The sequence below is a fragment of the Sphingobacteriaceae bacterium GW460-11-11-14-LB5 genome, from assembly GCA_002151545.1.
GTDB lineage: Bacteria > Bacteroidota > Bacteroidia > Sphingobacteriales > Sphingobacteriaceae > Pedobacter.
In genome coordinates this window covers 1,679,850-1,693,287 of sequence record CP021237.1, presented here as the reverse complement: position 1 = coordinate 1,693,287, position 13,438 = coordinate 1,679,850, and the positions used below count along the sequence as shown (strand labels likewise).

Annotated in this window: 7 protein-coding genes; 1 reads left to right on the top strand and 6 read right to left on the bottom strand. The window is 42.1% G+C overall.

The genetic code is table 11. The features are described from left to right. Positions 1-40: 40 nt before the first annotated feature. The gene (locus CA265_06820) at positions 41-1,921 is read right to left on the bottom strand and encodes a gamma-glutamyltransferase (GenBank protein ARS39379.1); all 1,881 of its coding nucleotides are present in this window, start codon (positions 1,919-1,921) and stop codon (positions 41-43) included. Positions 1,922-2,236: 315 nt separating this feature from the next. Here CA265_06820 and CA265_06815 point away from each other — a divergent pair, with 315 nt between their 5' ends. After that, a complete protein-coding gene (locus tag CA265_06815; GenBank protein ARS39378.1) occupies positions 2,237-3,454 on the top strand; it encodes a hypothetical protein in 1,218 nt (405 codons plus the stop codon). 72 nt (positions 3,455-3,526) lie between these two features. On the opposite strand, the gene CA265_06810 is transcribed toward CA265_06815, so the two are convergent. From CA265_06810 to CA265_06790, 5 genes are all read right to left on the bottom strand, one after another. Beyond that, positions 3,527-4,858: a glucuronyl hydrolase gene (locus tag CA265_06810; GenBank protein ARS39377.1), complete on the bottom strand. Its 1,332-nt coding sequence runs from the start codon at positions 4,856-4,858 to the stop codon at positions 3,527-3,529. A gap of 48 nt (positions 4,859-4,906) precedes the next feature. Further along, complete coding sequence (locus tag CA265_06805; GenBank protein ARS39376.1) at positions 4,907-5,941, bottom strand: hypothetical protein; 1,035 nt, start codon at positions 5,939-5,941, stop codon at positions 4,907-4,909. Positions 5,942-5,960: 19 nt separating this feature from the next. After that, positions 5,961-7,961, bottom strand: a complete 2,001-nt coding sequence (locus tag CA265_06800) for a RagB/SusD family nutrient uptake outer membrane protein (GenBank protein ID ARS39375.1) — start codon at positions 7,959-7,961, stop codon at positions 5,961-5,963. Between the two features lie 32 nt (positions 7,962-7,993). Beyond that, a complete protein-coding gene (locus tag CA265_06795; protein ARS39374.1) occupies positions 7,994-11,143 on the bottom strand; it encodes a SusC/RagA family TonB-linked outer membrane protein in 3,150 nt (1,049 codons plus the stop codon). A 167-nt stretch (positions 11,144-11,310) separates the two neighbouring features. Then, positions 11,311-13,416: a chondroitinase gene (locus CA265_06790; protein ARS39373.1), complete on the bottom strand. Its 2,106-nt coding sequence runs from the start codon at positions 13,414-13,416 to the stop codon at positions 11,311-11,313. Between the last annotated feature and the right edge of the window lie 22 nt (positions 13,417-13,438).

Genomic DNA, 13,438 nt, shown 5'->3' with positions numbered 1-13,438 from the left:
ATGAAAGCGGGAGATACAGATCATTTATTAAATTAATCCCCTACCATGCAATACCATAATCTTCGCCATGGTTACTCGATCCGCCTTGCAAACTATTGTGCTTCCAGTCAAAATAAATGGCATTAATAGGCCCGCTGGTGCGCTCTGAAAAACTGAGCGTATAACCCATTTTTTTCAGTTCACTACGTACCTCCTCTTTAGTATTGGTATTTAACAAGATCTGACCGGGCTTTGGTTCCCTATCACTCGTTTTAGTCCCACCAAGTGAAAGCCAAAGCTGATTGGTGTTGAAATTAGCCGCTTCGGTTGCCCTTTGAACATTCATCCCAAACTCAGCCATGTTTAAAAAGAACTGCAGCAAATTCTGGTCCTGGGTATCTCCGCCCTGCACTGCTGCCGATACAAAAGGTTTGCCGTCTTTGATAAACAATGAGGGCGACAAGGTTACCCTTGGCCGTTTGCCCGGTGCAACAACATTAAAGGGATTTAAGGCAGAATCGAGCACAAAACTTTGCATGCGCTGACTCATCCCAATACCTGTATTACCAGCAATACAGGCCGGAAGCCAGCCTCCGCTTGGCGTAACCGATACCACCCAACCCGCTTTATCGGCAGCTTCTATCGATGTTGTTCCCCGCCATAAACGGTCTTCATAAATTTCTTTTGGTGTATGGTTACCCAGGTCGTGTTTCGGTGCAAAGTTCCGTTTAGCTGTATCGGGATTAAAACCTCTGCTTTTTAACAGATTTAAGTACGGGTTTTTCCTGCCCTCATATGGGTAAGGATCGCCAGGGCCAATGCTTGCATCATTTTTATCAGTCTGAATAAGCGATGCCCGTTGTTTTGCATAATCTTTACTCAACAGGCCTTTTATCGGCTCAGCAGGATTTTGGTTTGGATCGCCATAATAAAAATCACGGTCAGCGAAAGACAGGTTCATGGCCTGATAAACCGTATGGATATATTTTGAGCTATTGTAACCCATTGCTTTTAGGTCGAAATTCTCTAATATATTCAAAGCCTGAAGTAAAACCGGTCCCTGTGTCCACTGTTTTAATTTATATACTTTAATGCCTTTATAATCGGTACTTAGTGCTTCTTCTTCAACCGGTTTCCATTTAGCTAGGTCATCCATGGTGATTAAGCCACCTTGTTCTTTACTTCCACGAACAAACTCCTGTGCAATATCTCCTTTATAAAAACGATCATAAGCAGCCATTAAAGCCTCTTGTCGCGAGCGACCTTTCTTCAGCGCAGCCTGCTCTGCTTCAACCATTTTGGTTAGCGTGGCCAACAATTCTTTTTGAATAAAAACCTCTCCTGCTTCCGGGGCTTCACGTTTTTCGCCCAAATGTGGCAACAGCACTTTTTTACTGTAAGGCCAGGTTTTAATTAGTTCTTTATCACGCTCCATACTGTTTGCCGCCTGTGCTTCTATGGCATAACCTGCAGCCATATGCATGGCAGGTGCCAGCACCTGCCCCAGGCTCATGCTGCCATATTTACTGAGCATGTAGATCAGTCCGCCGGGTGTACCTGGGGTAGTTGCGGCTAAAGGACCATATTCCGGTGGAAAGTTATAACCTTTCGCTTTAAAAAAGGCTACAGTTGCACCTGTTGGCGCAACACCCATGGCATTAATGGCGATCACCTTTTTTGTGTTCGGGTTATAGATCAGCGCCTGTGTTTCTCCTCCCCAGCTCAGGGTATCCCACATGGTGCAAGTGGCAGCCAGCATGGCACATGCCGCATCAACGGCATTCCCACCCTGCTGAAAGATCATCGATCCTGCCGTTGCGGCCATCGGCTTTCCGGTAATGGCCATCCAACTGTTGCCGTAAAGCATTGGCTTTTGCGTTTGCTGTGCAAATAAAGGCTGAAGAGAGAGTGATAATAGCAGAAACATGGCTAAATTTTTCATAGCTCCAATATAGCCAAAATATGAACCATAGCTGTACTATACTCAAACCCCATTCCTCCATTTAGCGCATTAAAACAAGCTTGTTACAAATTTAAGTGCTATGCAGACAAATTATCATCACACATGCATCTTCACCAGCACATTACCCTTTCGCGTATGGTGATGATTTATCCCCCTCATTAAACCGATTCCTGACCCTATGCTTTTTGGCTTTTCATTGAAATTAGTATATCACCCTGGTTGCCAGCCACAACCATTGTGTACCATCCATACGCAACCAATTAAAACTTAACCAAATACTAATCTCAAAAAACAATGAAAAGAAAAACCCAATTTCTATGCCTGGCTTTAAGCCTTCTCTTATTATCCTGCAAAAAAGAAAATGAGGAGCAGGCCACAACCTTCGATGCAAAAAAGGTATCGATGATGGAAAGTCAGACAAGTTCGGTGAGCGATTTAACCATTAACACCGGAATGACCCTTGCACAGATTAATCAGGTAATTGCCGCTGCAATAGCCGGAGATACAGTTTGGGTAGAAGCCGGCACCTATGCTATTACCGGTAAAGTGGTAATGAAAACCGGTGTGATATTGGCTAAAAAAACGGCCACCAACCCTATTTTTGATGCTACAGCAACCACTACCGACCTGCTCGCTGCAAGTTATGGAACAGAACTAAGCAACTGTGTTTTTTCGGGGATCACTTTTTGGAATTACAGGTTCGTAATAGCCAATGCGGCTAAAGTAACCTTTAAGTACTGCATTTTTGATTATGGAAGAAGAAAGGCTGGAACCACTGAAAGCTATTATTCGGATGCTTACCTTCAATTCAGTGATACCGATTCTTCATTGATCAATACCTGTACTTTTTCACGAAGGGAGAATAATAGTGGAAGAGGGATCTGGCTAAAAAGCACCACTAACAGTAAAATTTTAAATTGCACCTTTGGCAATGGCGGCACAACGGGTTATTTTGTTACTGCAATTAACGACAACAGCGAAAGCAATAGCCTGATCATCAACAATGTAGCCAATAGAAACCCCGCTTTAAACACCGATTTAGCACAAACCGACCATGGCATCTATGCCCATAGCTTTAATGGTTTAACAATAAGCGGCAATACGATTTCAGGGTGGCCGCCAAACGCCGATGGTGGTGCGGTAAAAGCAAGAAACGGACAACAGGTAACCATTTCTGGCAATACTTTTAATACCTCAGGGATTCTACTTTACGAATATGCAAATACGCCCGCGTATCCGTATTTAAACAATGTTATTGTACTCAACAATACCATTAATATTGGCACTAATGTTAATGATATTTATCATGGAATAGGTTACTACCGCGATAATACCACAGGTACTGAATATTCTTTCCGCATTGAAGGGAACCTGGTAACGAATGGAACCATTAGTTTTGCGGGGAATAACCTTAATGTTGCTAATTTTAATGCCGCAAATGGAGGAGTTTACACCAATGATTACGGTATACTTAACCTTAAAGCAGGCATTAACCAATCTGGCAATTATTAAATAAAAAAAAGATAGCAGCCATTTTTAATGACTGCTATCTTTTAAAGTGATGAAGTGACTATAACTACTAACCTACTTCTGGTATTTATTGGATGAGTTGATTGCCTTTCCGGTTTCGCTGAGTGCGGGTGATTGTCCTTTCAGTTTTTGGTACCTCAACAAGGCCTCCAGAAAATAATAATCAGCATAAATAAGCGGAACATCGATTTCGGAGTTGTGAGGAAAACTACCCACACTATGTTTTAAGATAAAGCCCGAATTAGCACCTGGTTTTGCCAAATACTCATTTCCTGAAAGCGATTCGAGCATCTGCTCTGCTGATTTAAAATACCTGCTCCCCTGTGCAGAAAATGTGCTCAATTCTAACAAGGCCGAACTTACCAAAGCACCAGCTGAGGCATCACGTGGGATATATGAAAGTTTCCGTGAGGCATAATCCCAATCTGGTGTATAACCTTTCTCGCCAACATTAAAATCCCAGTACGGAACCTTATCCTTTGGCAGGTTAGGATGCCCCAGATAAAAATCGGCAGCTTTTTCTGCTGCCTGCAAAAAGCGTTTATCCTTTGTTTCCCTATACATCATGGTAAAGCCATATATGGCCCATCCCTGCCCTCTAGACCAGGTAGAATTATCTGAATAACCCTGATTAGTTTGTTGATGCAGCACCTTGCCTCCGACACCATAATCGACCACATGATAAGTGCTAAAATCAGGACGAAAGTGGTTTTTCATCGTATTTAATGCATGGCTTACGGCCACATCTTTGTACTTAGGGTTACCTGTAATTTTCGAAACATAACACAACATTTCCAGGTTCATCATATTATCTATAATTACCGGATATTGCCAGGTGGTTTTATTGTCCCATGATTTTTTAGCTTGCCAGGATTTGATCAGTCCAACTTTAGGATCGAAACGTGTAAGTGCAGATTCGGCCGACTGGATCAGGATCTTACGGTATTTTTCTAATTTTTGCGGATCTTTTTCTAAACGCATGGCATTGCCGTAAGAACAATACATTACAAAACCTACATCATGGTGTTTGGTTATAAATTGTCCCTGTGCTAATGCTTCGGTCCATTTTGTAGCAGCAGCTTTCCATTCCGGCTTTTTGGTATACTCATAAATATACCATAAACCGCCCGGAAAAAAGCCGCCTGTCCAATCCCAAACATCAGTTCCTTTAACCGTTCCATCTTTTTTGGTTGTCCTCGGAAAACTGGTCAGATCGGTAGAGGTTTTAAGTAAGGTTTTATACTGCTCTTCGGCTACGCTAAAATCTTTCCTGATCAATTCTTCTTTTGGCGACAGCGATAAAAATGCTGAGGCGCTAACTGCAACCATTAACAACAGGGTAAGGAAAAAAGCCAATTGCCTGTTATTAAAATATTTTTTTTTCATAGATGTAATATTTTTAAATTTCAAAAAAAGATTATGATGAATATTGGGCTAGGGAGCGATGATTGTTAAAGGGATTTCTTTTACAACAGCTGAAGTTCCATCAACGGTGTTATTAGTCGCTACAAAAGTTGGCTTGTAATTACCTACTGGGTATACAGTTGCAGCAGTATAACTCGCTACCTTAGCCGTAATATCTTTGATTCCCACCCCTGCATCAGGCGTTACTTTTCGCAGGTCGACCGGACCAACTATGGCCCAAGCTTCAGCAGAAGCCGTTGCCGTAGCCACCGTTGAAGCACCTGTAATGACCAGCGAACCAGCCGTTCCAACACCGGTAGTATACACCCAGGCGTACTTGTTTGCATTCACTTTTTCATCGAGTATGCTAAGCCAGCCTAAACCCGGGGTATTTACACCATAATTAGTGATAGACTGATTGGAAGCGGCAAAATTAGCCTGTGTATAAATGGTGTTGTCTTCCAAAAGATTATTTAGTGAAAAATTGGTAATCGTCCATTTATTCTGGATACTACCTGCAGCAGCATTGTACTTAAAAGCGATAAACACTGGTTTTTCCTGTTTGGCGTAATCAGACAGGTTGATGATACCAGATGCCGTTGCTGTTATTCCTCCTGCTGACCATGTTGCCCGGGCCGAAATATCTGTCCAGCCTGCAGCCGCAATATTTGCATTAGTTGCCGCTGTATCCCTGGTAATCACACCTGTAATGGTCTGCGATTTGGCTACCACACCTTTAAAATCAGAAGAGATGAGTAACTGTATAGAATTTGTTTGTGTACCATTAGCCCTCAGCGAACTAAATTGAAGCTGAGGCGTACCATTTGCTGTGGTCCTGTTCCTAAACGCATATCGCTGACCTATTGCTCCGGAATAGAAAGTGATGATATCGGCATTGCCACTCAACTGATAAACAATAGTGTCTGTTGTTTTAAATGTAGCGGTAGACTGGCCATTAGTTTTTGTACTGAAGACATCAAAAACAACTGGTTTTGACTCAATCGTTTTTTCGCATGCGGCCAAAGTTAGTACCCCTGCTAACATGATGATATTTAATAATTTCATGATCTTTTCTATTTAAAATTTACCAACCTGGATTTTGGGTAGCCTGCTTATTTACCGTAATTTCTGCTGCCGGAATCGGGAACAGTTGATGTTTGGATAATACGTTTGAACCGGCCAAACCACCGTAAGAAAAAGTAGCACCAGCGTTTGCCCTAATCTCAGCGCCAATGCTATTCATCGTTTCAACCCACTTACCCCATCTAATGAGATCGGGTTTTCTCAGTGCCTCAAAACACAATTCTCTCGAACGTTCATCTTCAATGGCCTGCTGAAAGCTGCTTTGGCTTAATCCGCTCAGATCAACCGCTGTTGTTGCGATAGTAGCCGTAGCAGTAGCCCGTGTACCAGTCCAGGTAAATACCGCTCCGGTTGTTGCCGCAGCAGAAGCCCCTGAAGTTTGTACCGGTGCCGTCGCAGTAGATTTACCAGCCGTTGTAACCGTATAAACATTGTTTCCATTAAAGATTTGTGTACCCACCGCATAATCTGTATTGCTTAGCCATTGCATCCCAATGGTTACCGTTGGAGCAGCAGTATAACCTTTGCCTGGATTAAGTACAGCAAGAGCGATTACTTTACCTGTACTGGCCGAAACCGTTGCATCGGCAGTTGCACCCGTACCACCACCGCCTGATAATGTTACAGGAATATTATTCACCGTGGTGAGGTATCCGGTATTTCCTGCAGTAGCTAACGTCATGTTGTTTACCACTGAAACGGTTGCGCCAGCAGTTGCCGCATCTACTCCATATCCTCTTCTTCTAACCTGGTTAATGGCATCGTAGGCTAAGGCTGTTGGTCCATTAAGGTGATTTTCTGCCTCAGCAAGCATTAACAATACATCCGAATACCGCAATAAAGGATAATTGATCGGTGTGGTATTCTGGTTTTTGTTATCCAGCACATAAGCTTCTCTTCTAAATTTAGCGGCGTCGCGGTTATATATCTGGGCAGCCGTATAATAGTTATAGTAGTATCGATCGGGATAAGTGGCAATATAATTGAACTGTGCAAGGTTCCAATCTCTTCTTAAATCTCCCGGCTGAAAAAGGTTGAAGAGTTTTGCGGTGGTATGCAAAAAGCCATAACTGTATCCGATTTTCAGCCCTATACCAGTTGCAACCTGCATTTGAATACCGCCTAAACTGCCTACCCTGCCATTAGAGCCCAATCCATCGGCACCATTACCCTTAAATTCTACTTCCCACATGCTATCTTTAATGTCGTACAAATCCTGATGCATGTTTACAAAAAGCTGTTTATAACTTGGATTTAAACGGTGTTCGCCTGATTCTTTCACTTTTAAAGCCCAGGCTTTGGCATCAGCATATTTAGATTCGTCTTTAAGCGGAGCACCAGCCATAGTCAGACAAACCCTGGCCAATATACCTTCAACAGTGGTTTTGCTTACCCTGCCGCTAAAGCCCAGATCAGTTATTTTACTGGTCAATCCTTCGGCTTTGGTCATATCTTCAAGTATCTGTGCATATACCTGTTTTAATGGTGTACGCGGAACCTGTACATCTTCTGCTGAGGGCGATTTTGTAGGTAGGGTTTTAAGGGGAACATCGCCATAGTTACTGGCCAGTAAGAAATAATAATAGCCCCTTAAAAAGAGCGCTTCTCCTAAAATCGGCGCACGTTTGTTCTCTGCAATATTGGCCACATTGATATTGGCAATAAGCATGTTTGCCCGTTCAATACCAACATAACACTGCTGCCACAAGGCGGCAACGCTGGCATCAGAATAGTCGAAATTATAAACCGATACACCAGTAGTTTGCGCACTTCGCTGATAAAATGCTTCATCAGAAATATTATAATCACTGCTAAGGAAATTCCCATACAACGCTGAGGTTTCTAATGGATAATACACGCCAGCCAGCGCATTAAGTAACTTCGCTTCCGAATCGTAGTATTCTTCCGGCAAAAGATTGTCGGTCGGTACCGTAGCTAAAAACTTTTTACAGGAGCCTAAACCTGTAGATATAATGAGGAGAAAATATAATATCTTTTTCATGTCAATTGAATTTCTGTGAATGTCTTCCGTTCTTAAAAAGTAACATTAGCGCCAAAAGCGATGGTTCTGGCCCTTGGATAGGCACTATAATCAAAGCCACCGGTAAGCACCGAGCTGTAAGTACTCACCTCAGGGTCTAATCCTGTATATTTAGTCCAGGTGTAGAGGTTTTGCCCCGATACGAAAATACGTGCAGTTTTAATTTTCACCCTATCTAACAACGGTTTAGGAATATTATAACCTAGTGAAACCGTTTTTAAACGGAGAAACGATCCGTCTTCAATGGTTCTGGATGAATAACCTGCAACAGAGAAACCACCGGTCCGGTAATTAGATGATGCCTGATTTTCTGGCGACCACCGGTCTGTATAGCTTGAATATTGCTGCAGAAATCTTTTACCTAGTGCATTTCCTTCAAAAACCTGCCGGTTAATATTCTGAATATCATTACCGTACGACCATTGAAAGAAAACATTCAGGTCGAATTGTTTATAGGTAAAATTATTGCTAAAACCACCGGTGTGCAGCGGCAAACTATTTCCGATAACAGCATAATCAGAGGCATTTACATTCCCATCGCCGTTAAGATCTCTGTACCTGATATCTCCGGGCTGAATGTTTTGGCGGGCACTGCCATTAGCGGGCACATTGTCTTTTAACAGGTACTCTCCTGTTGAGGTCCGGTTAAAATCGCTGTACTGGTATACGCCATCCCATATAAACCCGTACATCAGCCCCAAAGGCTCGCCGATTTTCGCAATGTAAGAAGGGATATTGGTATAAGCGTTATCCCAATTTGTGGTCGAAAGTAAAGTTTGCTGGTCTTCGGCAAGTGCCAAAACCTTATTTCTATTAAAGGAGATATTAAAACTGCTGTTCCATTGAAAATTCTTGTTGCTGATATTTATTGTACTCAGGCTAATTTCTAGACCGCGGTTAGCAACAGCACCTACATTTTTAAATGCACTTGTATAGCCTGATGAGGTAGGCAATGTTGCCCTTAGCAAAAGATCTTTGGTGTTTTTCTTGTACACATCAGCAGTTAAGGAAATTCTGTTTTTCAGAAAACCAAGGTCAACGCCCGCATCGTACTGATCGGTAGTTTCCCACTTTACTTTGGGATTGCCCAGTGAGGTAGGAATAATACTGCTTACATAACTGTTGTTCCATGGGTAAGAGTTTCCAGGCACTACATCATTAGAAGAGAGGTAAGCAAAATCATTTACCCTATTGTTACCTGTTTTTCCGAAACTGGCCCGTAATTTACCTTCTGATAATACTTTGCTATTTTTAAGAAAATCTTCTTTAATAAAACGCCATGAGCCACCGATTGAAGGAAAATAACTCCATTTATTGCCATCGGCAAATTTAGAAGAACCATCAGCGCGATAAGAGGCTTCGAGGTAATATTTAGATTTAAAATTATACTTAATCCTTCCAAAAAAAGAAGATAAAGTCCATAATGAGCTGGTTGCTATCGTTACCGGATTCAGAATCCCCTCGTTTAAACCACTAAGACCTAATTTTTCGTTTGGCAAAAATGTAGCCCCGAAACCAAAAGCGTTACTGGTGTTGCCCTGTGTAGAAAAACCGCCTAAAATATTCAGGTTATGGCTTTTATTATAGGTTTTGGTCCAGGTTAAGGTATTTTCATTCGACCAGTTGTTTGTATTGGCTTCGGCAATAGATCCATTTACACCGCTGGTTCTGCCAGGCGTGGTATTAGGGCTTCCGGGATAAGTTTTAGAATTATTGAATTCTTCGCTAATTACCCTGGTATTATTGATCCCACCAGTTATTTTCAGTTTTAAATTATCGGTAATGGCATAATCAAAATACCCGCTTACATTTAAGTTATGTGTTTTATTATTCCGAAGCAGGTTGTTCTGGTTCATGATCGGGTTGAACTTATAATCTACACCGCTGGCAGTGGTTTCATCAATAGCTTCATCTTCGGTGAGCTCACTTAGCGGACTATAACCCCATACACTGTATAAAATATTGGTTGTTCCACTACCACCAGTGCCTTGCGCAGCCGAATTTCCTGAACGAAGTAAATAAGCATAGTTGGCATTTACACCCACTTTTATTTTTTTACTTAAGGTTTGATCGAGGGTTATCCTCCCCTGATATCTTTTGTAGGCGGTATTGATAATGGTACCTTTTTGATCGTTCAGGTTACCAGATAAAGCATAAATGGTTTTATCAGTTCCTCCCCTAAGGGCAAGCGAATAATCTTGCCTTAAACCGGTTTGAAAAAAAGGCGACTGCCAATCGGTTGCCGGTGCGTTTCGATAATCCTCAAGGGTTTTACCGGGTCTGGTGAGTAAGATATAAATCGGTGTAGGATCGTTTGCCGAACCTGGTGCACCTGGAACCAGCTCGAGCTGCATTTTGGCAAAATCGTAACTGTTCATCAGCTCCATGGTTTTAATATTGTTATCAAAACTTACCGTTGGACTGAAAGAGATAACTGGTGCACCCATCTTTCCTTTTTTGGTGGTGATCATAATTACGCCATTAGCACCCCTTGCTCCATAAATAGCCGTGGCTGAGGCATCTTTTAACACATCAATAGATTCTACTTCCTGTGGATCGAATACATTCAGGTTAAAGCCTTCAATCGGGAAACCATCAACCACGTAAAGCGGACTATTGTTCTGGGTAATGGAGTTCGCACCCCTGATTACAATATTTACGGATGATCCAGGCTGGCCGTCAGAAGAATTAACCTGCACACCAGCTACACGTCCTGCAAGCGACTCATCAATGGAACGAACAGGTGCTTTGGCCATATCATTCATATCGACCTGCCCGACTGAACTTACTAAATCGCCCTTTTTACTTGTTCCATAACCAACCACCACTACATCGCCCAGTGCTTTTTCGTCAGAGGCGAGGCTCAGGTTGATTACGCCCTTATCGCCCACCGGCATTTCTCTTTGAAGATAGCCTACATAGCTAAAAACAAGCGTGCTTTTCTCCTTGGTGGAGACTTGAATGGCATAATGACCGTCCTTATCGGTAGAGGCCCCAGTTTTGGTTCCTTTTACCGATACACTCACCCCAACAAGGGCTATCCCCGATCCCTGCTCGGTCACCGTTCCTTCCACCTTTCGGGTTTGTGAAAAGGCACCGAGGGCGTAGATCATACACATTAAAAAGAGGTAAATCTTTCTCATATTTCATTTGTTTAAATTTGGTTTTCTCATCATCAATCCGCAGATTAATCCATCAAATTTGCAAAGCAACCGACTGAAACGAGGGGTATAAATTAATTTATATAAGGGTAATAATAAGTTAACATGTGGCTAATGCGCATAATTAACCGATTTTTTCAGAAAAAGTCTTAGTGTAATAAAACTGTTGAGCCAGCAAGTTCCCGCTGTGGAAGTTCAGCGCTTAGTTTTTTTATCTTTCCTGTTTTAACATCTTTACAAATCATATTAATCAAAAGTTCTTTTTGCAAAGGATCAGCAACTGACCATAGCTGGTTTCCATTAACATGATTAACCATTAGCGCACAGGCTTTATCTGTACTGATTTCCATTCCCGCCAAAGTTATGGTGCCTGCCTGATAGAATATAACCTGGAAAATGTCTAAGGCTTTATGGTAAACTGCTTGTATTTTTTCAGTATTGGCTACAATAATCAGATCACTGGCTTTAAAGTTTTTGAGTTCTCCTGCTTTAGTTATACCAGGTAAAATGATATAAGAATATTTGGCATCGACAGGTTTAGCGCCATGATTTATCCATAATTTAAAAACCTGCCCCGAAACATCGCTTTTAGCATGGGCATTATTAATGTGGTACCAGTTCCCCTTTTGGGTTTCGGTACTCAAAGTAAGGTTGTTTTGCTCAGGGAAATAATAACCAACTCCATCGTGCAGCAACCAGCTGGGGTGCTTATCGTTAAACACAGCAACCTTCCCGCCAGCAATTTGCTCATGATCAGCACCCAGCACCTCTCCATTCAACCAACATTGGTTAACGGTCGTCGTAACCGATTCAGGCGCATTACTGTTTATACCTGCACCAAGACAAACAATCTCTTTATCAAAAAAGAACCATGATTTTTTTGCCTGTAAACTATCGTAATCCAGCATATACCCACTGGCACCATATACACCATCAGATACACCACCTGCAAAATCATTGCTACCCTGTTCTCCCCAGAATTGGGTTAACGGCCGGTCTACCAGATAATCTCTACTGGTAACGCCCGGTATTTTGTCCCACTCCCATACAGGCATAATATTATAATACTCGGGGCCCCGCAATTGTATATTGGTGGCTCCATCAGATAGGTATCTACCCAAAAGATTTTCCTTATTGCCCGATTCGCTTCGTTTGGTGCGCTTACTAACCATCCGTACATTAAAGGCATAAGTACTTCTGCCGTGCTGAACGTAATCTCCGTTCCAGAAATGTTGATGATAAGGTTGTATTTTGTAATCTGGCGTTTCTTTATTTTCGGTCCTTGCAATGGCTGCATTCCAATCGCTGGTATTTTTAAAATCCAGTAACTGTGCAACCAGAAGCCTGTTTCGTTCGTTGCTTTTATCCAGGATGTTAGGTCTGCTTATTCCCCTGCCTTCTACATTAAAATCGATATAACTTCCACGTATTGCTTTTAAATAACTATTGCGGTAATATTTCGAGAACAGCTCCAGTTTTTCACCGTTCAGGCCGTACTCAGTTCCCCTTACATAATTAGCCAGTTTTAATACTCCGGTGATAAACACAGAACCATAACTGGATATCTGGAGCTGTGGCCCGTGCTGCAGATAGGAATAATCGTACTGAAGGCCTTCTTTACGGTATACCAACTGGATAGGCTCGAAAAGCTGATCGGTAGAAAAACGAAGCAAATCCTGGTTATTCGTTAACAGTGCGCGATAAAAATAATGTAAAGCTACATCTGTTTTGTTAGCTCCGGTCTGCTTTCCAATATCTCCACGTTTCATCCGCTCAATCAGTTTATTTTCGAGGTTCACATCTAAATGTTCCTTTCCATAACGCATCATAATGAGCATTTCGCCCAAGGCCTGTGGCGTAGCTATTTCATTGTGCCACCAGTTGCTGCTTTTGGGATCGTGATCGTACCAATATTGAAATGACCTGCCAATGCCATCAAATACTTTTTCATCTTCAAAGTAGCGGCTTTCTTTTCCAACATAAGCCTGTATCAGGTTTTCAAGGTTAACCAGGTGCCTGGCAGGTTGCCATTTGGTAATCTCCTTATCCTGATAGGGAATATCTTTCCAGCTTCCGTCAGCTTGTATCGTCTTCAAACTTACAGCAGCTGCGACATCAACAGATTTTGCCGGTCTTTTAAGATCGTTTATTATCCTGTCCATGATTAATTTGGTCGTTTCCGTTTGCTGTGCCCTGATTACGTTTGGCAAACACATCCATAAAAAAAGCAGACCGGTATTCAATAATTTATTCATTTTGGTTTTGTGGTTGGTTAGT

What these genes read in the sequence shown, in the direction of transcription:
- CA265_06820 (ARS39379.1), bottom strand. Translation starts at nt 1,921, where the DNA reads ATGAAAAATTTAGCCATGTTTCTGCTATTATCACTCTCTCTTCAGCCT.
- CA265_06815 (ARS39378.1), top strand. Translation starts at nt 2,237, where the DNA reads ATGAAAAGAAAAACCCAATTTCTATGCCTGGCTTTAAGCCTTCTCTTA.
- CA265_06810 (ARS39377.1), bottom strand. Translation starts at nt 4,858, where the DNA reads ATGAAAAAAAAATATTTTAATAACAGGCAATTGGCTTTTTTCCTTACC.
- CA265_06805 (ARS39376.1), bottom strand. Translation starts at nt 5,941, where the DNA reads ATGAAATTATTAAATATCATCATGTTAGCAGGGGTACTAACTTTGGCC.
- CA265_06800 (ARS39375.1), bottom strand. Translation starts at nt 7,961, where the DNA reads ATGAAAAAGATATTATATTTTCTCCTCATTATATCTACAGGTTTAGGC.
- CA265_06795 (ARS39374.1), bottom strand. Translation starts at nt 11,143, where the DNA reads ATGAGAAAGATTTACCTCTTTTTAATGTGTATGATCTACGCCCTCGGT.
- CA265_06790 (ARS39373.1), bottom strand. Translation starts at nt 13,416, where the DNA reads ATGAATAAATTATTGAATACCGGTCTGCTTTTTTTATGGATGTGTTTG.